General features: G+C 42.1%; 20 protein-coding genes and 1 riboswitch. Of the genes, 5 read left to right on the top strand and 15 right to left on the bottom strand.

Annotation, left to right across the window (positions count from 1 at the left end; all coding sequences use genetic code 11):
• Positions 1 to 42 precede the first annotated feature (42 nt).
• Positions 43 to 585 carry a cysteine hydrolase family protein gene (locus tag F909_RS13405; protein WP_005147609.1) on the top strand — a complete coding sequence of 181 codons (543 nt, stop codon included), beginning with the start codon at positions 43 to 45 and terminating at the stop codon, positions 583 to 585.
• Positions 586 to 643: 58 nt separating this feature from the next.
• On the opposite strand, the gene acs is transcribed toward F909_RS13405, so the two are convergent.
• Positions 644 to 2,587, bottom strand: a complete 1,944-nt coding sequence (gene acs / locus F909_RS13400) for an acetate--CoA ligase (protein ID WP_005147614.1) — start codon at positions 2,585 to 2,587, stop codon at positions 644 to 646.
• Positions 2,588 to 2,924: 337 nt separating this feature from the next.
• Here acs and F909_RS13395 point away from each other — a divergent pair, with 337 nt between their 5' ends.
• Together F909_RS13395 and F909_RS13390 are read left to right on the top strand one after the other, a co-directional pair.
• On the top strand, positions 2,925 to 3,488 hold the full coding sequence (locus tag F909_RS13395; protein WP_005147616.1) for a DUF805 domain-containing protein: 564 nt from the start codon (positions 2,925 to 2,927) through the stop codon (positions 3,486 to 3,488).
• A 131-nt stretch (positions 3,489 to 3,619) separates the two neighbouring features.
• Complete coding sequence (locus tag F909_RS13390) at positions 3,620 to 4,591, top strand: mechanosensitive ion channel family protein (protein ID WP_005147618.1); 972 nt, start codon at positions 3,620 to 3,622, stop codon at positions 4,589 to 4,591.
• Here F909_RS13390 and F909_RS13385 read toward each other — a convergent pair.
• Both F909_RS13385 and F909_RS13380 read right to left on the bottom strand, forming a co-directional pair.
• Entirely contained in the window at positions 4,580 to 5,290 is a 711-nt protein-coding gene (locus F909_RS13385; RefSeq protein ID WP_005147620.1) for a 16S rRNA (uracil(1498)-N(3))-methyltransferase, read from the bottom strand. The genes F909_RS13390 and F909_RS13385 overlap by 12 nt on opposite strands.
• Positions 5,287 to 6,606 (bottom strand): 3-deoxy-D-manno-octulosonic acid transferase, encoded by a 1,320-nt coding sequence (locus tag F909_RS13380; RefSeq protein ID WP_005147624.1) that lies wholly within the window; start codon positions 6,604 to 6,606, stop codon positions 5,287 to 5,289. The genes F909_RS13385 and F909_RS13380 overlap by 4 nt, the downstream gene beginning before the upstream one ends.
• A gap of 547 nt (positions 6,607 to 7,153) precedes the next feature.
• On the opposite strand from F909_RS13380, the gene F909_RS20505 reads away from it, so the two are divergent.
• Positions 7,154 to 7,615 carry a hypothetical protein gene (locus F909_RS20505; RefSeq protein WP_157407582.1) on the top strand — a complete coding sequence of 154 codons (462 nt, stop codon included), beginning with the start codon at positions 7,154 to 7,156 and terminating at the stop codon, positions 7,613 to 7,615.
• 80 nt (positions 7,616 to 7,695) lie between these two features.
• Here F909_RS20505 and F909_RS13375 read toward each other — a convergent pair whose 3' ends face one another.
• From F909_RS13375 to prfB, 3 genes are all read right to left on the bottom strand, one after another.
• A complete protein-coding gene (locus tag F909_RS13375; RefSeq protein ID WP_005147629.1) occupies positions 7,696 to 8,760 on the bottom strand; it encodes an alkene reductase in 1,065 nt (354 codons plus the stop codon).
• A 27-nt stretch (positions 8,761 to 8,787) separates the two neighbouring features.
• Complete coding sequence (locus F909_RS13370; RefSeq protein WP_032863220.1) at positions 8,788 to 9,090, bottom strand: ArsR/SmtB family transcription factor; 303 nt, start codon at positions 9,088 to 9,090, stop codon at positions 8,788 to 8,790.
• A gap of 162 nt (positions 9,091 to 9,252) precedes the next feature.
• Positions 9,253 to 10,348 (bottom strand): peptide chain release factor 2 gene (gene prfB / locus F909_RS13365; protein WP_096089470.1). Its coding sequence is split into 2 segments (ribosomal slippage): positions 9,253 to 10,275 and positions 10,277 to 10,348, totalling 1,095 coding nucleotides; the frame shifts between segments, so codons are not numbered across the junction.
• A 411-nt stretch (positions 10,349 to 10,759) separates the two neighbouring features.
• Between prfB and F909_RS13360 the strand changes: the two genes are divergently transcribed.
• Positions 10,760 to 11,572, top strand: coding sequence for a putative porin (locus F909_RS13360; protein WP_005147640.1), 813 nt, complete (start codon positions 10,760 to 10,762; stop codon positions 11,570 to 11,572).
• Between the two features lie 55 nt (positions 11,573 to 11,627).
• On the opposite strand, the gene recJ is transcribed toward F909_RS13360, so the two are convergent.
• From recJ to F909_RS13315, 9 genes are all read right to left on the bottom strand, one after another.
• Positions 11,628 to 13,328 carry a single-stranded-DNA-specific exonuclease RecJ gene (gene recJ, locus F909_RS13355; RefSeq protein ID WP_005147641.1) on the bottom strand — a complete coding sequence of 567 codons (1,701 nt, stop codon included), beginning with the start codon at positions 13,326 to 13,328 and terminating at the stop codon, positions 11,628 to 11,630.
• Positions 13,329 to 13,979: a pyridoxamine 5'-phosphate oxidase gene (pdxH, locus tag F909_RS13350; RefSeq protein ID WP_005147642.1), complete on the bottom strand. Its 651-nt coding sequence runs from the start codon at positions 13,977 to 13,979 to the stop codon at positions 13,329 to 13,331.
• 12 nt (positions 13,980 to 13,991) lie between these two features.
• Positions 13,992 to 15,329, bottom strand: coding sequence for a phosphoglucosamine mutase (glmM, locus tag F909_RS13345; protein ID WP_005147643.1), 1,338 nt, complete (start codon positions 15,327 to 15,329; stop codon positions 13,992 to 13,994).
• Positions 15,330 to 15,456: 127 nt separating this feature from the next.
• A complete protein-coding gene (gene guaB, locus F909_RS13340) occupies positions 15,457 to 16,923 on the bottom strand; it encodes an IMP dehydrogenase (RefSeq protein ID WP_005147644.1) in 1,467 nt (488 codons plus the stop codon).
• A gap of 141 nt (positions 16,924 to 17,064) precedes the next feature.
• The gene (locus tag F909_RS13335; protein ID WP_005147646.1) at positions 17,065 to 17,430 is read right to left on the bottom strand and encodes a YkgJ family cysteine cluster protein; all 366 of its coding nucleotides are present in this window, start codon (positions 17,428 to 17,430) and stop codon (positions 17,065 to 17,067) included.
• 127 nt (positions 17,431 to 17,557) lie between these two features.
• A complete protein-coding gene (locus F909_RS13330) occupies positions 17,558 to 18,364 on the bottom strand; it encodes an oxygen-binding di-iron domain-containing protein (RefSeq protein WP_005147647.1) in 807 nt (268 codons plus the stop codon).
• Positions 18,365 to 18,526: 162 nt separating this feature from the next.
• On the bottom strand, positions 18,527 to 19,102 hold the full coding sequence (locus F909_RS13325) for a TMEM165/GDT1 family protein (RefSeq protein WP_004657162.1): 576 nt from the start codon (positions 19,100 to 19,102) through the stop codon (positions 18,527 to 18,529).
• Between the two features lie 84 nt (positions 19,103 to 19,186).
• Positions 19,187 to 19,327: riboswitch (yybP-ykoY riboswitch) on the bottom strand.
• A gap of 34 nt (positions 19,328 to 19,361) precedes the next feature.
• Positions 19,362 to 19,649 (bottom strand): hypothetical protein, encoded by a 288-nt coding sequence (locus F909_RS13320; protein ID WP_005147650.1) that lies wholly within the window; start codon positions 19,647 to 19,649, stop codon positions 19,362 to 19,364.
• Positions 19,650 to 19,786: 137 nt separating this feature from the next.
• On the bottom strand, positions 19,787 to 21,757 hold the full coding sequence (locus F909_RS13315) for a 2-oxo acid dehydrogenase subunit E2 (protein WP_005147652.1): 1,971 nt from the start codon (positions 21,755 to 21,757) through the stop codon (positions 19,787 to 19,789).

Genomic DNA, 21,757 nt, shown 5'->3' on the forward strand with positions numbered 1-21,757 from the left:
TTCCCCTACTCTTGTTTTAACTTAACACTGGAAGTACAAACGATGAAACAGGCCCTCCTGATTATTGATGTCCAAAACGATTATTTTAAAAATGGCAAAATGGAATTGGTCAATCCAGACCTTGCTCTAGCGCAAACCAACCGATTAGAAGATCATTTTATTCAAAACAATTTACCCATTATTTACATTCAACACATCAACCCTGCCTCTGCCAGTTTCTTTCAGGAAAATACAGTGGGTGTTGAATTACATCCACAACTTAAGGTCACAGATCGCTCACTGATTGTTGAAAAACATTTTCCCAATAGCTTTCTAGAAACCAATCTTCAAACCATCCTTGAGCAACATCATGTCGAGCAACTGGTGATTACAGGCATGATGACGCATGTCTGTATTGACTCAGGGACACGTGCTGCCAAAGAGCTCGGCTACCAACCTATCGTGATTGCGGATGCGACTGCAACGCGTGATCTTGAACATGATGGTAAGATCGCCAAAGCAGCCGATGTACAAACTGCATTCTTATCTGCACTCGGTTTCTTTGCCACAGTACAAAGCACGGCTGATTTTTTAGCAAACCATTAAGTAATGCACATAAAAAAAGAGCGTCCTATTGAACGCTCTTTTTAAATTTAAATGGTTTTTATCGGTTTGGATAAACCGTCGCAATCAAATGATCAACCACCGCTGGTTCTGCCAGTGTTGAAGTATCACCAAGCGTATCGAGTTCATTGGCCGCAATCTTTCTCAAGATACGGCGCATGATTTTACCTGAACGAGTTTTTGGCAAAGCAGGTGCCCAATGCAGTGCATCAGGGGTGGCCACTGGCCCAAGCACTTTACGCACCCAGTTGACCAACTCCTTACGTAGCTCCTCAGATTCAGCGACATCAGCTTGTAAAGTGACAAAGGTACAAATCCCCTGTCCTTTAATATCATGCGGCATACCCACCACCGCAGCCTCTGCAACCGCTACATGCGAAACTAAAGCACTCTCAATTTCCGCAGTCCCTAAGCGATGACCTGATACGTTGAGTACATCATCGACACGTCCCGTAATCCAATAGTAGCCATCAGCATCACGTCGTGCGCCATCACCTGTGAAATAGTAATTTTTAAAGGTCGAGAAATAAGCTTCTATAAAACGTTGTGGATCCCCCCAAATGGTTCGCATTTGACCTGGCCAGGAATCCTTAATCACCAGATTGCCTTCAGTTGCACCTACTAGTTCATTGCCTTCACCATCGACCAATGCAGGTTGTACCCCAAAGAATGGACGTGTCGCTGAACCCGGTTTTAAAGCAGTCGCTCCTGGCAATGGTGAAATTAAAATACCGCCTGTTTCTGTTTGCCACCATGTATCGACAATTGGGCAACGGCCTTCACCGACCACTTCATGATACCAATTCCATGCTTCTGGGTTGATCGGCTCACCCACCGAACCGAGTAATCGTAAGCTACTACGGTTACTCTCACGTACATAAGCATCGCCTTCACGCATCATGGCGCGAATCGCAGTCGGTGCCGTATATAGAATGGTGACGTTATGCTTATCAATCACATGACCAATACGTGCCCATGTTGGATATTGTGGAATCCCCTCAAACATCACCGTGGTGGTGGCATTACTGAGTGGCCCATAAAGTAAGTAACTATGGCCCGTAATCCAGCCTACATCTGCGGTACACCAATACACATCATCTTCACGTAGATCGAAGACTTCTCTAAATGTGGTATTCACATACACCAGATAACCACCTGTCGTATGCAATACGCCTTTCGGTTTACCAGTTGAACCCGAGGTATACAGAATAAATAGAGGATCTTCTGCTTTCATTGGTTCTGGTGGACAGTGTTCATCTACTTCCATGATCGCCAAGTGATACCAAACATCACGTTCTGCATTGAACTGAATTGGGTTGCCTGTGCGATGTACCACGATGACGTTTTCAACACTACTGGTGCCATCAATTTCTAAAGCTGCATCCACATTTTCTTTCAGTGGCAGTAACTTTCCACCACGCATGCCTGCATCCGCAGTAATCACCAGTTTTGCTTGACAGTCTTCAATTCGGCTCGCCAATGAATCTGGTGAAAAACCACCAAATACCACACAATGCACTGCACCAATTCGTGCACAGGCCAACATCGCAATTGCCGCTTCAGGCACCATTGGCATATACAGCACAACGCGATCGCCCTTGCGAATACCTTGTTTCTTTAACACATTGGCAAAACGACAAACTTCATCATGCAGTTCAGAAAATGAGATAATTTTATGGCGTGAAGGATGGTCGCCTTCCCAGATAATTGCTGGCTTTAAAGGATTATCTTTGAGATGACGATCTAAACAGTTGGCTGAGACATTCAACTCACCATCAGCAAACCATTCGATTTTGAAATTATCTTGATTAAAACTGGTATTTTTGACCTGTGTGAACGGCTTGATCCATTCAATCTTGTTGGCTTCTTCTGCCCAAAATGCTTCAGGTTGCTCAATCGAATGCTGGTAACGTTTGAAATAGTCTGCTTCAGAGATTCTTGCCGTTTCTTTGAATTTATCAGGCACTGGGTAGATTTCTTTCATAGCTCACTTCCTTGGTTTTTTATCTCATACCTTAGATGTTCTCATCTATTACACGGGTATGTTTTGTTCTCACTTGCAGTATTGACACCATTTACAAGCGCAAACAATGCGGCTTTGGTCGTAGAAATGTCAGGGCTTTTAATCTTTCGACCTAGACTAAGTTATAGGCTAAAATAACAAAGCCCACGCTTTTACGATCACTTTATTTTCAAAAATTTACTCAAAATAATTGAAATTTGAACTGCTTGTCTATGCTTTTTGTTTTTAAAATAAGTGATTATTTTGATCATTGCCAAACCTTTAAAAGATTTAATAATCAGAAAAATAGGAACACTCTATGTTTGATCCTGCAATAACTGCTCAAGTACAACCCAGCAATGACCATCCGCTCTCCCCAAATGGTCGTTTCAACCGTCTCAGCTATATCGCTTGGTATGCCTTACTCAGCTTCATATGTATAGCAGCTTTTTTTGGTATTTTTGCCTTCGCTGGCATTTTTAGTCTCAGCCATGTTGATGAAACATTCTTCTCTACATTTTCAGGTATGACGATCTTTGCTCTGATCGCACTGTGGTTAGTCGCATTTTATTTCCAAATCGTATTTATCATCCGTCGCCTGCATGACCTGAATAAAACAGGGTGGCTATGTTTACTGCTCTTAGTTCCTGTGCTGCAATTTTTATTTAGCTTATATGCCTTATTGGCACCTGGAACACCTCATCGCAATGATTATGGTGATGTTCGCCCATCTAGCGCATGGGAAAAAATATTAGCTTGGATCATGATTCTGTTCAGTCTGTTAATGATGTTGGGGATGTTTGTTTTTGCGTATTATTTTGCCAGCCCAGATTTATGGGATGCACCAACCCAAATCATTCAAAATACAACCGAATATTTTTAAGGAAGCTCATCCAGCGAATTGATTTGATCATTATAGGAAGCAAAAACTGAATTTTGCATGCGTGTTGGCAATAAATTCATTATGATTGCTTCCCTTATTTACTCCTTCCTTTGCGAAATAGAGATCTTGCTGTGGCAAATGAACAAACAACATTGACTGAAGTGGCAAAAGATACGGGTGCGCTGATTCATCAAGCAAGTACCAAGACCACTGAAACAGTTTTGGCCCATACTGAAAAGTATCACGATGCCTATACCACGATTGATAAAATCATGGATAGCTTTTGGGAGCGTATTCCCTACATCGGGATTGCGATCACGGTATTCATCATTTTTTGGCTACTCACCAAGTTGTTTAAATTCTTTATTCGCAAGACACTAGAAAATCGCAGCTATACCCGCCAGAACCTAGTATTGGTACTGAATCGGGTCGGTAGTACGTTTATTATCTTCTTTGGCTTTCTGATTGCGCTGGTCATTGCCATCCCAGGCTTCACCCCAAGTCAGTTGATTGGTGCACTCGGGATTGGTTCAGTTGCGATCGGTTTTGCGTTCAAAGATATTTTTCAAAACTTACTGTCAGGGATTCTGATTTTGATCAGCGAACCTTTCCGTATCGGTGATGATATTGTGGTGAATGGCTTGGAAGGAAATGTTGAAGATATTCAAATCCGAGCAACCTTCTTACGCTCTCCAGATGGCCGCCGTATTGTCATTCCGAATGCAACGGTGTATACCAGTGCTGTTACGGTGAATAATGCCTATCAACGTCGTCGTTGTGAGTTTGTGGTCGGTATTGGCTATGAAGATGACATGCAAAAAGCCAAAAAAATTATTCTCGATATCTTGGATCGCAATCTGAACGTGCTGAGCCAACCTGGATTCTCGGTCAATGTCACCGCACTGGCAGATTTCTCGATTAATTTAACGGTACGCTGGTGGGTCAATACCACTGAAACTAGTACCTCAGCATCTATCAGTGAAATTCAAGAATTGGTCGTGACTGCCTTTGATGAAAAAGGAATTTCAATTCCTTACCCAGTACAAGAAGTCAAAGTCTACCGTGGTGATCAACCTGAACCTCAAGACACTTTAGATAAATAAGCGTCCCAAAATATTCGATACCGCGGTTTCGGTTCGTAAAATTCGGTTGCCCAAGCTCTTTGCTTGGCAACCGTTTTTTATGAGTAGATCGACTTCATAGGGAATAAAACCGCCCTCTGGTCCAACAATCAAACTACAAGGCTGTTGAATTGCATATGGCATTTGCTGCTCAGCATAGGGATGCGCCACATAAGCCGGCTGTTCTGCACTCATCAAAGTTGGTAAAACATCTTCAACAAAAGGTTTAAAGCGTTTATAGAGTTGAATTTCGGGTTCAATGGTATCGCCCGCCTGTTCTAATCCCAAAGTCACATAATCATTGAGCTGCTGTAAAAACGGTGTTTGCCAATAGCTCTTGTCCACTCGGTAACTGTGAATCAGACTAATCCGTTCTACCCCAATCGTCACCGCATCCATAATGATACGGCGCAATACTTTAGGACGTGGTAACGCGAGAATCAGATGCACTGGAAGCTTATCAGGCACGACTTCTAATTGAATAGGTTTCACAATGATCTGGTGTTCAGAAATACTTTGAACTTCCGTAAGATAACGCGATCCATGACGCACACCTACTTTAAGACGATCCCCAATCTTCAGTTGTAAGTGCTGACCTAAATGCTGTAATTGTCTGGGTTGGCGAATCTGCCACGCATCCACCAAACTACACTGCTCAGGTTCAAGTAAAACAATATTCATGACGATACGGTTTGCTGTAAATAATGATCAAGCAATTGAATATGTTTCTGCAGAGAACCCTTATTACGTTGCAAAACCAGTTGTGCTTGCTGAACCAGTTGCTGAGTTTGTGCATCATCCTCTAGACAAGCTAATAATTGTTGCCCTACCTGTGCTGCGTCCTCTCCAATCAAAATGCCTTGTTGAGCCACAAATTCATCCACAATGGTTTGAAAGTTGAAATAACGCGGACCAATGACGGTGGGGACATTCAGCACCATGGGCTCTAAAATGTTATGTCCGCCACCCGGCTCATTCAGTGAACCACCGACAAAACAGACTTGGCTTAAGGCATACCAGAGCCACATTTCGCCCATACTATCTGCAAGGAATACTTGGGTATCCGCTTGAATCGGTTGTTGCAGACTACGGCGTTGAGTTTTTAAATTTAAACTTTGGCAGACTTGGTATACCTCATCAAAACGTTCTGGATGACGTGGTACCACAATACAGAGTAAATTCGGATTTGAATTTAAATGCGGCTGTAATTGTTTGAGTAAACTTTCTTCTTCAGGTGCATGGGTACTCGCCAAGATGGTGATTTGACGACTCGCCAATTGCCAATCTTGTTTCAACTGCTGTGCTTGTTGCAGATACTGTTCTGGTGCTGAAATATCGAATTTAATATTCCCAACCACCTGACTTTTGGCTTGATCAAGACCTAAATCGACATAACGGTGTTGCGTTGCGGCATCTTGTGTCAGCATCCAAGTCAACTGTTGTAACATTGGCTGGGTCAAGCGGCGAACTTTGCCATAACCTTTGGCTGATTTTTCGGAAAGACGTGCATTCAATAAAATACAGGGAATCTGTTGCTGTTTTGCTTGGGCAATAAGATTTGGCCAGATCTCTGTTTCAACCAATGCCAATAGTCGCGGTTGATACAGATTAAAAAATCGTTTTAATAATGCTTTTTGATCGACAGGCAAATACACTGCCTGAAATAAATCGAGATAAGGGGCTTTTAAAAATAGCGATTTTGCACGTGCCTGTCCTGTCTTGGTGGTATTGGTCACTAAAACCGAATGGCCAAGTTTTAAGTAATGCTCGATTAAAGGCTGAGCTGCGTTGGTCTCGCCGACAGAGACTGCATGAAACCAAATCACCCTTAAATTTTTAGGTGCTTGGAATGGGCCAAAACGTTCTATACATTCCTGCTGGAATAGCGCATCAGTTTCCGCCCGCTGTTTGATTTTCCAACGATATAGCGGCTTGATACATGTCAGTAGAAAGTTATACCAGAACGGGGTTTGCTGTACTGCGTTTTGCTGCGCCATCCGAGACCATAATTTACAATGTGATTCCCGCTCATTATGCGGAAATTTATGATTTTTTGACAGTTAGACTTTTAAATGTGTTTTGAAAAAAATATGGAGTTTCTTTCTATATGCTTAAACTAAATTATCTTGTAAATTAGCCAATTGCACATTTTAGTCAATTACCTAAAGAAATGTTATGTTTTAAATCTAAAAGAAAAATCTTTTTGAAATTTCATTACAACCATAAAAGAAATAAAAACGAAGAAGGAGCTAAGCAAATGTATGCTGTTATGAAACAAAAAGGATGCTTTCCAGCTGGGACTCGTATTATCACAGAGCAAGGTCTGGTTCCGATTCAAGACATTAAAGTAGGTGACATGGTTCTGTCTAAGCCACAAATGGAGAGGGAGAACTTTGTTATAAGCCTGTTCTACATACTGTTTCCTATGAAGATAAGGAGATTTGGGAACTAACATATTTTCAAATTAAAGCCAATACTGACATTTCAAAGTTACATAAGGGAAAGTTATTACAACTGTCCCATAAAGGTATGATGGTCAGTAATATGGTAACTCCTAACCATCCATTTTGGGTTAAGGGTTTAGGTTGGACTCGTCTGGATGAGTTGAAAAATGGTCAAATTATAGAAACACATGATCCAGAAATCTTTGCTTTGGTCTTTATGGTTAATCCTTTACGCAAAACGACTATGACTAATGTTGCAGGCAGTTACCATCCTAGTAATGTATTTGATGCAGACAAAAAAGGAGTTAGTATTGAAGATGTTGAATATTTTAGTTTATATGAATTTGGCGATTTAGGTGCCAGTGGGGTGATGGAAGACAATTCACCCAGCCCATTCATTGTGAATAATCAAGAAGTTTATGTTTTAGCGGAAGCATTTCGCCAAAAAGTTTATAATTTTGAAGTGGCTGATTTTCATAATTATTTCGTCACAAAAAGAGGATTATGGGTACATAGTACAAATTGTACAGATGCTTCCTCTGACTTATTGCCTAAAATTTAATCGACCATTTTGAGAATTAAAACAAAAACTCATGCAATTTTAGTAAATCGCATGAGTCATTTTTGAAGTCTTAAAGCGGACTAAGCTTCTAGCTTTTCGAATACAGGATAATCGGTATAACCTTCAGCACCATCAGCATATAAGGTTTGTGGTTGAAGTGGATTTAAAGGTAAATCATGTTGCAAACGTTCGAATAAATCTGGATTCGCAATATATTGTTTACCGAATGAAACTGCATCCGCTTGGCCTGTCGCCAAAATACGTTTCGCAGATTCAGAAGTTAAACCTTCATTGGCAATCCACACCCCTTTAAATTTCGGGCGTAGTTTTGGCAGAACACTATCTGCAGCTTCATATTCACGTGTGAAAATAAAGCCAATATTGCGTTGATCCAGTTGCTCAATGACATAACCAAATGTCGCCAATGGGTTTTCATCGCCAATATCATGCGAATCACCACGTGGCGCAAGATGCACACCAACTCGACCAGCACCCCAAACTTCAATAAAGGTATCGACCACTTGTAGCAATAAACGCGCGCGATTTTCAATTGAACCGCCATATTCATCATCACGATGATTGGTTTTACTTTGCAAGAATTGGTCAATCAAATAGCCATTTGCCGCATGCAGTTCCACACCGTCAAAACCAGCTGCTTTCGCTTGTTCTGCGGCATTTTTATATTGCGCAACGATTTCTTGAATTTCTTCATGCGATAACGCACGCGGCGTTACATAGGGACGCTTTGGACGAAGTAAGCTGACTTCACCAGCAGGTTGAATCGCACTTGGCGCCACAGGCGTATCACCATCCAACAAGTCTGGATGTGAAATACGTCCAACATGCCAAAGCTGAACCACAATTTTTGAACCTTGTGCATGCACAGCTTCAACAATTTTATGCCATGCCTGAGCCTGTTCTTGCGACCACAAGCCTGGCGTATTGGCATATCCCGCTGCTTTTGGGCTAATCACCGTTGCTTCGGTAAGAATAAGACCCGCATTGGCACGTTGTTGGTAATATTCCACCATTAAATCGTTTGGAATACGTTGTTCACCACTACGCGCTCTGGTTAACGGAGCTAAAACCAAGCGGTTTTTAATCGTGAAATCACCTACTTGCAAAGTAGAATTTAGTTCAGCCATGATCGCCTCAACTTACACTTCTTCGATCTAAAGTGCTTGTTTTAAATGTTCGATATATTGCTGAATCAAAGCTTCATTGCGCGTGAAATAGGACCACTGTCCATATTTCTCGACATTAATCAAACCTGCCTGTTGTAGTACAGACAAATGATTCGACATAGTCGATTGTGCAACTTTTCCTAAACGTTCGATGTGCCCTGCACATACACCACGTTCAAAACTACCACCACATTGCTCAACGGGTAGAAATTGCTCAGGCTCTTTCAACCATTGCAAAATCTGTCGACGTAATGGATTGGCTAAGGCTTTGCTTATAACATCAATATCCATAGACTCACCACGTTTCTCAAGCGGCAACACTTTGTTCAGCACCTAAATCCAGTATATCGAAATTTTCAAATATTAATATCCATTTTTTTCGATATTAATATCATATTTTTTCGATTAACCAGTAGGTACTGAACGAGATTGCCGTTTTAATTGGATTAAAACTTATAAACCTTGTTTCAAACTTGCTTCGATGAATTTATCCAAGTCACCATCCAAAACTGCTTTGGTGTTGGAATTTTCCACACCTGTACGCAAGTCTTTAATGCGTGAATCATCTAGCACATACGAACGAATCTGACTTCCCCAACCGATATCAGACTTCGAGTCTTCTAAGGCTTGAGCCGCTTCATTACGTTTGCTCATTTCCAATTCATAGAGTTTGGCACGTAATTGCTTCCACGCATGGTCACGGTTGGCATGTTGCGAACGCTGGTTCTGACACGCCACCACAATACCTGTCGGTGCGTGAGTTAAACGAACTGCAGAGTCCGTTTTGTTAATGTGCTGACCACCCGCACCTGAAGCACGATAAGTATCCGTACGGACATCAGATGGATTGATATCAATTTCGATATTGTCATCAATCTCAGGTGAGATGAATACCGCAGAGAACGACGTATGACGGTTGTTGTTACTGTCAAATGGTGACTTACGTACTAAACGGTGTACACCACTTTCGGTACGTAACCAGCCATAGGCAAATTCACCATCCACACGAATGGTTGCTGATTTGATCCCAGCCACGTCGCCATCTGATACTTCCATCAATTCAGCTTTAAAGCCGTGACGTTCGATCCAACGTAGATACATGCGCAATAGCATCGACGCCCAGTCTTGTGCTTCTGTACCGCCTGAACCTGATTGAATTTCAAGGAAGCAAGGGTTTGGATCCATCGGATTACTGAACATACGGCGGAATTCAAGATTACCTAATGCTTGTTCAGCACTGTCTAATTCTGCTTGAACATCCAACAATAAACTTTCATCATCCGCTTCAACCGCAAGGTCAAGCATGGCTTTTGCATCATCTAACTGTTCAGCAAGACGATCAAATACACCTAATGTGTTTTCTAAACTGCCCTTTTCTTTAGCGATGGCCTGAGCACGGCTTTGATCATTCCAAATCGCAGGGTCTTCTAATTCTCTTAAAACTTCTTCTAAACGCTCAGCTTTTAGATCGTAGTCAAAGATACCCCCGTAGTGTTTGGCTACGATCAGATAAGTCTTTCAATTGAATTAAATACGGATTAATTTCCACGCGTCTTTTCTCACACTATTTTTTCACTTAATCCGCTATTTTAACATAACTGTTTTAGTCGACACAGCCATGTCATTTTGAATACATTTATTTATTAAAATTGATTTTTTAAATTACTTAATTTTATGCCTGAAATGTTTAGTCCGATATGCTAGATCCAAGTTTTTGTATAAAAATTAGACCAAGCGCACTAAAACACACAATCTCTCCTAAGTTTTAATAAATCAAAACAATGATTTTTTTACAATAAATATCAAATAGATAAAATGTCAAAATTACAAGTCAATTACATTCGTACTGTTCGATTACCTTATCAAGATTGACGATCACGAAAATTGCTCTAGACTCAAGTTGTAACAAAACATGTATTAGTGTTTAACACTTGGTTTAAATCTTAATGAGGAAACAACCATGAAAAAATTAGCAATTGCATCAGCACTTTTATCTGCAATCGCAGTAACAGGAACTGCTCATGCTTATCAAGCTGAGGTAGGTGGTTCTTATACCTATAAAGACCAAGATCGTTTTGGTGACAGTGATCGTTTCAGCGTAGACGGCAAATATTACTTTAATCCAGTACAAACACGTAATGCACCTCTTGCAGAAGCAGCGTTCCTTGACCGTGCGAGCAATGTAAAAGCACAGTACGCTTATGAAAAAGATGATGCATTCAAGAACAATCAATATGGCGCAGGTATTGAATACTTTGTTCCTAACAGCGATTTCTATTTAAGCGGTAATATTGGCCGTGAAGAAATCAAACCAAATTCTAAATATGCGACTGATGAAGACAAATTAAAAATCAACCATTATTCAGCTGAAGTGGGTTACTTACCAGCACCTGGTTTATTGGTTGCAGCAGGTGCAAAAACTGTTGACGTGAAAGACGGCGACCGTGAAACAAGCCCAACGCTTCGTGCCAAGTATGTGACTAAAATGGGTCAAAATGATGTGAACCTAGAAGCATATACCGCTTTTGGTGACAACAAAGAAGTAAAGTTAAAAGGTGATTACTTCATCGACAAAACTTTAAGTGTTGGTGTAGATTATCAAAAACTTGATTATGACAACACATTCATCAACTCAAATGAATGGGGTATTTCTGCGAAGAAATTCTTCAATCAACAAGTGAGCTTGGAAGGTCGTGTAGGTTTCGGTAACGATAAATCGTATATTGATAACGACTACACTTCATTCGGTCTTCGTGGTGCATACCGCTTCTAAGACTTGAACAGAACTGTTTTATATCGGAAAAGCCCTGAATCATTCAGGGCTTTTTTTATTGTTTTAAATAAGCAATTTGCAGTTGCAGACTGGTGTTGCCATTAAAAACATTACGTTCCAAGGTATAAACTAAATCCACATAACCCAGCATTGGATTAAATTCAAAACGGTCCACCGCATTAAATGCAATCGCATCAATAGAATGTGATCCGACCGCCAATTTGAGTTTTAAATGTTGCTCTTTGAGCCAACGATAATCGATCACTTTGAACCGCCCTTCAAACTGCGGTAAGGGAAATTTCTGCCCCCATGGACCCAATTGCTCAATCCAGTCCAATGTGCCCAAATGCAGATCTGAATCAGTCAGTTCACCATCCGTCCACAAGGTAGCATGAAATAAATCTTCATCCATTTCAGCAACAGATTGGGTAAAAATAGTTTTGAATTCATCAAAATTTTCTTTTCTTAGGGTTAAACCTGCCGCAGCCGCATGTCCACCAAAATGACTAACCAAATGTGGATATTGCTCCGCCACCTGCTCAATGGTATCTCGGATATGAATCCCCTCAATCGAACGTGCGGAACCTTTGATATGGATCCCATCTTCATCTGGAGCAAAGACAAGACTTGGTCGATGGAACTGTTCCTTTAAACGACCAGCCACAATCCCAATCACGCCTTGATGCCATTGTTCATCAAACATCACCAGCGCAGCAGGCAAATGTGAGGTTTCTAATTGAATATGTTGCAAGGCTTGCATAGCCTGTTGCTTCATTTCAGTTTCAACCTGACGGCGTTCAATATTCAGCTGATTCAGCTGTTGTGCAATCGGATAAGCTGTTGCCATATCAGCTGCGAGCAAGCATTCAATTCCGATCCGCATGCTTTCCATACGACCTGCCGCATTAATCCGAGGACCAACAACAAAACCTAAATCCTGTGCACGTAAACTGGCGGCATCTCGCCCTGCAATATCCAGTAAAGCCAAAATACCAGCACGACATTGATGCTGCTGAATACGTTTTAAACCTGCATCAATCAAGATACGATTGTTATAATCCAAACTGGCGACATCAGCATAAGTGCCCAATGCAACCAAATCGAGATATTGGGCCACTTTACTGCTGCTTTTGCCTTGCTGGCTGCGTGAACTGGCTAATTTTGCCAATACATAAAAAGCCACCCCAACCCCAGCCAAAGCCTTACTTGAAAACTCACAACCGAGTTGGTTCGGATTAACCACAGCTTCAGCGCAAGGTGTCGGCTTGGTGGTTAAATGGTGATCAGTAATGATCACCTGCATACCTAAAGCTTGAGCAGTGTCTACACCCGCATGGCTGGAAATGCCATTATCCACGGTAATCAAAAGATCTGGCTGATAACTTTGTTTTGCCAATTCAGCAATTGCAGGCGTGAGTCCATAACCATACTTAAATCGATCAGGAACCAGATACTCAACTTTGGCACCCATATCTTTCAACGCTAAAACCATCAATGCAGTACTGGTTGCACCATCAGCATCATAGTCTCCCACAATGACAATCTGCTTTTGTTGATCAATGGCTTGATCAATCAATGTAACTGCCTGCTCTAATCCCTTAAGCTCTGGAGATAGCAAGTGTTTAAGCTTCAGTTCCAACTCTTGCTCAGACTGTACGCCACGTCTTGCCAAAATTTCGGCGATAAACATAGGCACGCCCTGAAACTGTTCAGGGCGTGTAAGCAATGGTCTTTTTTGAATTTGAATCTGTGTCATTTATGGCATCAAACGTTGTATAGTCCAAAGACCGTTTTGTTTTTCATAACTTAAACGGTCATGTAAGCGATTTGGTCGCCCTTGCCAGAACTCATAGTAATCTGCTTCGAGGCGATACCCCCCCCAAAATTCAGGCTTATCCAGTTGATTCTGGGCTTGACTCTGCAATGTTTGAAAACGTTGTTGCAATAATTCTCGGCTCTCAATTACACCACTTTGTGGGGTACTGATATGCGCGGCGATCTGACTATCACGTGGACGTTTATGATAATAATCCGTCGATTCTTGTTCGGAAATCTTCATCACCCGACCACCAATACGTACCTGACGTTCTAGACTTGGCCAGTAAAACAGTAATTCTGCATACGGGTTTTCAGCTAAATCTAAACCTTTCTGACTGTCATAATTGGTATAAAAGTCATAACCTGCTTCCGTCGCACCACGTAACAAAACCGTACGTACATGCGGACGTCCTTGAACATTTGCTGTCGCTAGAGACATAGCATAAGGCTCATGTAGATGAGCACCTAATGCATGATTAAACCAATTTAGAAACTGTAAATGTGGCTGCTCACTGATTTGTGCTTCATGCAATTCACCTTGCTCGTAACTCAAGCGCAGTTCGCTCAGGTCCTTAATCACATCACTCATGATCGCTCTCCCTTAAGCAGCTTGGGCTTGAGCTCGTACTGCATCTGCCAAATGGTTCGCTAATGCTTCAACTTCTTGTTGTTGATCACCTTCGACCATGACACGGATCACAGGTTCTGTCCCTGATTTACGAATCAACAAACGTCCACGACCTTTTAGTTGCTGTTCCGCTTTTTCAAATTCAGCCACCAAAGTAGGAATCGAATACGGGTCAATCATGTCTTGTAAACGGACATTGACCAACACTTGAGGGAATAATACAAAGCCCTCAACCAACTCATGTAGTGCTTTGCCTTGTTCTACCATCACAGTGAGTACTTGTAATGCTGCAATAATTGCATCACCTGTAGTGCTCTTATCTAAAGTCAGAATATGGCCTGAAGGCTCACCACCTGTCATCCAAGCATTTTCTTCAAGTGCTTGTAATACATAACGGTCACCAACACTCGCACGTACAAAAGCCACATTGGCTTTTTCTAATGCCAACTCAAGTGCCATATTACTCATCACTGTGCCAACAACACCCGCTGGCTTATTATTCGCCTGTGTTGCAAGGATATACAGGATATGGTCACCATCAATCAACTGACCATTTTTATCCACCATCACTACACGGTCAGCATCACCATCAAAAGCAATACCAAGATCGGCTTTATGTTCAATCACTGCTTTTTGCAATTGCTCAGGATGGGTTGAACCACAGTTTTCATTAATGTTTAAACCATCTGGCTCATTAAATAATGGAATGACTTTGGCACCTAGTTCACGGAAAACCGATGGTCCAACGCTATACGCTGCTCCGTTAGCACAATCCACCACAATTTTTAAATTACGCAAGTCAAAATGATATGGGAAAGTCGATTTACAAAATTCGATATAACGGCCGTTGGCATCTTTTACACGTACACTTTTGCCCAGATTCGCTGTGTCCTCAATGACAAGATCTTTCTCTAGCTCTTGATTGATCTGCTCTTGAATTGCATCTGGAAGTTTTTTGCCTTCACTCGAGAAAAACTTAATCCCATTATCAAAATACGGATTATGCGAAGCCGAAATGACGATTCCCGCGTGTGCATGCAACGCACGGGTTAAATGTGCAATCGCAGGGGTTGGCAATGGTCCCAATAAATGGACATAAACGCCCGCAGCATTCAAACCTGCTTGCAATGCTGCTTCTAAAATATAACCCGACAAACGTGTATCTTTCCCCAGTACTACAATCGGTTTATTTTTAGGGCTATTTCTCTTTAATACTTTTCCTGCTGCGAAACCCAATTTTAATGCAAACTCTGGGGTAATTGGCATTTGTCCAAATTTGCCGCGAATTCCATCAGTACCAAAATAGCTCATCTTTTACTCACTTTCTTATCTTTATATGGTGTCTAACCATATCCTTCTTCATCGTATTCACTTTACACCAAAACAAAAAAAACCGTCAGTGTCCTGACGGTTTTTCAATCAGCAAAATTACCAAAAATCAACCAACGCGATAGTTTGGTGCTTCCTTGGTAATTGTCACGTCATGAACATGTGACTCTGACATGCCTGCTGATGTAATTTTCACAAATTTCGCATTTTGACGAAGATCTTCAATAACAGATGAACCCGTATACCCCATTGATGAACGTAAACCACCCATCATTTGATGTACGATGTTACCCATTGGTCCTTTGTATGGTACACGACCTTCGATTCCTTCTGGCACTAACTTTTCCGCACCCGCTTTAGCGTCTTGGAAGTAACGGTCAGCAGAACCAGATACGCCTGCCATTGCACCCAATGACCCCATACCACGATACGCTTTGTAGTAGCGGCCTTGGAAGAATTCAACTTCACCAGGCGCTTCTTCAGTCCCGGCAAGTAGTGAACCGACCATAATTGTGCTCGCACCAGCGCCAATCGCTTTCGCCATGTCACCAGAGAAACGAATACCACCATCTGCAATCAAAGGAATTTGATCTTTCAGTGCGTTCGCAACGCTATCAATTGCAGAAATCTGTGGCATACCGATACCTGCCACAATACGTGTTGTACAGATCGAACCAGGACCGATACCGACTTTCACCGCATCTGCACCTGCATCAAGCAATGCCAATGCTGCATCACCTGTTGCGATATTTCCACCAATGACTTGAACTTGCGGGTAGTTTGCTTTAACCCAGCGTACACGTTCAATGACACCCGCTGAATGACCATGGGCAGTATCCACCACAATCGCATCTACACCTGCATCGACCAACGCTTCTACACGGCTTGGTGTTTCTGCACCTGTACCAACTGCAGCACCAACACGTAAACGACCCAAATCGTCTTTACAACTGTTTGGGTAGCTTTCCGCTTTACGGAAGTCAGTTACAGTAATTAAGCCTTTAAGCTCATTGTTCTCACCAACAACCAAAACTTTTTCAATACGATGCTTTTGTAGCAATGCTTGGATATTTTCTTTCGATTCGCCTTCACGAACAGTCACGAGACGATCTTGACCTGTCATGATGTTGCTTACAGGTTGCTCAAGATTGGTTTCAAAGCGTGTATCACGACCTGTGACAATCCCCACAACTTTGCCATCTTTTACAACAGGCACACCGCTAATATTATTCGCTTGGGTAATCGCAATCAGCTCACGCACTGTTGTTTCAGGACCAACCGTAATTGGGTCTTTTACCATACCAGCTTCAAATTTTTTCACACGGCGAACTTCAGCAGCTTGCGCTGCAATATCCATGTTTTTGTGCAAAATACCAATACCGCCATTTTGCGCCATCGCAATTGCCATACGTGATTCAGTCACTGTATCCATTGCAGCAGAAACGAGAGGGATATTAAGTTGAATTCCGCGAGTTAAACGTGTCTTTAAGGAGACATCTTTTGGGAGAACAGTTGAGTAGGCAGGAAGTAATAAGACATCATCGAAGGTTAGCGCTTCTTGAACGATGGTCAGCATAACAATCTCACTGGTAATTTCCGTGAGCTATTATAAACAAATTTCGATGTGATTTTCATTTTCTATGATGAAAATAATTTCAAGCGTTGCTTAAAAAGCTTTTTGATGCACGCTTATCCCTGCCAAATCCTATCAATCCAGTTAGCAAACCTGACCATAATTGTCATTATTTTCAGAGGGCTGCTGCTCAATCGTAACCAACGGAATCAGTTTGTGCGCCAACCGAGCCTTGTTACAATGTGAATCGGCAATCTGCACTTCCTTGCAACTTGAACTGCGAAATGGATAGATGGAACAGCTCACTTGCTGCCCCACTTCCCCTTGCAAAGCCACACATTTGACTTGTGCTTGATTGGTTCCCTTCATACAGGAATAGACGGCTGTAAGCGGTTCAACCATGTGCTCAGGGATCTGTTCTGCCTCAGCCCAATAGAAAGAAACACGATAATTTGCACAGCAGGCACCACAACTGACACACGCATCTGGTGTCGCAATTTGAGACAACATTTTCTTAAAATTCTCGTTATCAAATTCAATCCTTTATCTGATGAATCCTAAGAAAATTTATTCATGTCGACAAGAGTGCTCAATCAGCAATTTATGTATTTTCCAGTCATTTTCCTGACGCAGAAATTTAGCTCATTTCAGTGGGTAAACTAAAAACAGATTCATTCATCAAATCTACACCACATGCCAGCGTTTCGATCCAGTCTAGAAATTGATTGATCATCTCCTTACCGACAAAAGCGGTTCCATGTTGCGGCACAATCATGTCGATATCCATTTGACGCACCATGTTAACCCATAAACGAATCACTTTATTGGAACACATATAGCGCTGATGGAAACCTTTCATCTTTTTAGTATGTGCCTCAAAATCCGTAATCGGTAGACTCGCATCATCAACAATCGAAGCACCCATATCCCCCGAAAATAGGATTTTGGCAGTTGGATCATAAAACTGGAAATTACCAACGGAATGCAGAAAATGTGCAGGCACTGCAACAATCGTAGAGTCACCTAAACTGATAATTTGGCCTGTATCTGACAATTCGATCAAACGTTCCTCCCAATTCCCCTTCATGCGCTCACTCATAAAGGCAGAGTTGAGATGTGGTAAGAAGCGCGCCCACAGTTTGGATGCCACTACTTTGGCATCGGTATAGACCAGCCAGCGTGGCATTGAGGTAATGATGTCTGGGTCTTGATGCGAAGCCATCACATAATCCAGATTTTTCAGTTTGGTATAGCGATTAAGCTCCATGGTGAGAGGCACATAAGTCAGGTCGCCACCAGGATCTAAAACAGCCGCCCGATCATGATCAATAATTAAAAACTGATTGGCCTGAATACCTTCCCCTTTAACCAAACTGGTAAAACTAATGCATTTATGTGTGCCATTATCAAACAAGATTTGCGATGTTGTCCGCTCAAAACTCATAACCACCCCAGAAAAATTCTTTAAATATGAAATATTTTTAATTCCATAATAAAATAATGGGATTTAGTTCATGTTTCAATCAGATATTGGATATTTATCCTAATTTATAAGAAAAACCCATCACTACTGGATGGGTCTGGACTGATTCTAAATTCAAACCATTTAGAAAAAATAATGCTGCACTAACGTAGAGACACCCACAATCAAGAAAATCGCGGCACCAATTTTATGGATCAGGGAAATCGGTAATTTATCCGCTAGCTTATTCCCAATAAACACCGCAGGGGCATTAGCAAGCATCATTCCGAACGTGGTGCCTAACATAACCCAAAACACACTATCAAATCGTGCTGCCAAAGCTACGGTTGCAATTTGAGTTTTATCACCAATTTCAGCCAAGAAAAATAAGATAAAGGTGGCACCAAATACCCCAAATTTCTGCCATTTATTAATGTTTTCAGTTTCATCTCCCAACTCATCTGGAATCAACATCCAGATCGCCATCCCAATAAAACCAAGCGCCAAAATCCACAATAGAATTTCAGGACTGAGTACAGTCGTAATCCATTGTCCCAAGACAGCAGAAATACCATGGTTAATGGTGGTGGCTAATAAAATAGCAATTAGAATCGGAATCGGTTTACGAAAACGTGCAGCAAGTAATAGCGCGAGCAGTTGTGTTTTATCACCCATTTCAGCAAGGGCAACAATTGAGGTGGAAATGAGAAATTCATACATAGTTGAATGCTCTGGCTAGCAAAATATACCGATGACCTACCCCTCCTGCTAGCCAAAATCAAATAGATTGATGCAGAGTGGTAAATCAAAGGTCTTGCCAACAAAAGCACAGCTGAGAAGCTGTTCTTGGTTCTTTGCTATGATGACCATGTTCGGTTGAACAATTATGTTGATCATCACCTCTTTACTTTGCGTAAAGAGCGGCTACTCCCCAATGAAGTGAAACTATTCTAGCAAACAATAAAATAGTTTTAAATCTTTAAACCCAAAATTTTTGGTAACTCCAGATCAACACACGCAGACAACCAAGTAAAAAAGCCAAATAAGCACTTAACCCAAGAAAACCAAAGCTCCCCCAGCCACTCGCTCCGCCCACATCTTGAGCTTGATATTCCATCGCCATGACGACAGTCGCAAGCAGCACTTCGACACCCATTACGACATACATCATCCAATCCCAAGGAAAATGCAGGAAGCTCACCCACAACCCCATTAATACAAAAACGATGAGTAATAAGGGCACCATCACCCGATAAATCATTAACATCCTTGCTCCTTGATTCAAAAAATCGTTATCAATACGAATTTATTTTAGGCAAAAGTATTTTCAAATAAAGCCATATTTTTATCACCCTAAAAATAGAAAACCCCGCTTAAGCGAGGTTTTCTAAATTCAAATACTAATTAGAGCAATAAGCTACGAATATCTTTGAGCAACTTGGTCAGCTTATTGGTAAAGCGCGCGGCATCTGCACCATTAATCACACGATGGTCATAAGACAATGACAATGGCAACATCAAACGCGGATCAAAGTCTTTACCATTCCACACGGGCTGCATGGTTGCTGGTGAAATACCTAAAATCGCAACTTGAGGCCAGTTCACCAACGGTGTGAATGCTGTTCCACCAATACTGCCTAGGCTGGTAATGGTAAAGTTAGCGCCTTGTAAGTCTTTCGGTGACAACTTGCGATCACGCGCTTTTTGGCTAAGTTCAGCCAATTCAGCTGCAATTTGCTTAATTGATTTCTGGTCTGGATTACGCAATACAGGAACGGTTAAGCCATCTGGCGTTGCGACTGCAATCCCCATATGAATCTCATTACGCAATAATACTGACTTTTGGTCATCCGCCAAATGCCCTGCAAAATAAGGCTCTTCTTTCAGCAGGTGTGCAACGGCTTTGGCAATAAAGGCCAAAATGGTTAAGCTGAGACCTTGCTTTTTAAAACCATCTTTCAGCTCACCACGCCAAGCTTCGAGTTCAGTAATATCCGCCAAGTCAAACTGCGTTACTTGAGGAATGAAATTATTCAATGACAATTGCGGAACAGAAACCTGCTGCAAACGTGTCATCGCTTTCGCTTCACCACCACCAAATGCGCTAAAGTCTGGCAACTTCGGTAAGCCTGAAGCCACTGGAGCTGCTTGAGAGCTAGGTGCTGCCTGTGGTGCAGTAAGACGTGTTTTCACATAAGCAAATACATCTTCCTTAATGACACGATCATGCTCACCAGACGCTTTCACCTGTCCAAGCACAACACCCAACTCTCGTGCTAATTTACGCACAGCTGGACCAGCATAGACCTTGGCATTTTCTGCCTCTTGCTCTTTGGTTAACTTCTCAGCATGTGCTGGTGCACTTGGTGCTGCAGCCGCTGTTGCTTGCGGTTTTGCTGGTGCTGCTTGAGTAGCAGGCGCAGTAGCTGGTTGAGCTTTTGGTGCTTCTGGAGTAGCAGCCTGACCACTAACCTCAATCGTTGCCAAAGCTACGCCTTGACGCACTTCTTGATTGGCAGAAACATGAATCGCTTTCACAATCCCCGCTACCGAGCTTGGCACTTCAACAGATGCCTTATCCGACTCAACCACACATAGGCTTTGTTGAGCTTCAACACGATCACCGACATTGACCAGAATTTCTGAAACAAGTGCTTTTTCTACACCCAGATCAGGCACTTCAATTTCAATATTACCTGTTGAAGTATTGCTTGCAGCTGGTGCTTCAGTCGTTGCGACTGGCGTTTCTATTTGAGTTGGAGCCGCTTGCGGTTCAGATGGCGTTGCAGCGCTCGCAGTCTTGACCTGAATCAATACCACGCCTTCTTTGATGCTGTCGCCTTCTTTAATCTGGATTGCTTCCACAATCCCCGCAACCGAGCTTGGTACTTCTACAGTCGCCTTGTCAGATTCAACCACAACAATACTTTGTTCAGGTTCAATTTGATCACCGACTTTGACCAACACTTCTGCAACCAACGCTTTTTCGACACCAATATCTGGAACTTTTACATCCACAACCTGACTTGCTGTCGCTGCTGGAGTGGCAGCTGGTTGTGCTTTTGTTTCAGCTTGCACTGGTTTTGCTTCTGCCTTTGGTGCTTCTGATTTCGGTGCTTCGTTCGCAGGTGCTTCAGCAGCAGACTCAGACTCAGACTCTAATTCAACCAATGCAACGCCTTCAGAGACTTCATCACCCTGTTGAACCAGAATACTTTTCACAATACCTGCCGCAGTGCTTGGTACTTCTACCGTTGCCTTATCTGACTCTAAAACCAGAAGGCTATCATCAACTGCAACATGGTCGCCAACTTTGACCAAAATTTCTGCAACGAGCGCTTTATCTACGCCAATATCAGGTGCTTGGATTTGCAT

The organism is Acinetobacter sp. ANC 3929 (assembly GCF_000369405.1).
Lineage (GTDB): Bacteria > Pseudomonadota > Gammaproteobacteria > Pseudomonadales > Moraxellaceae > Acinetobacter.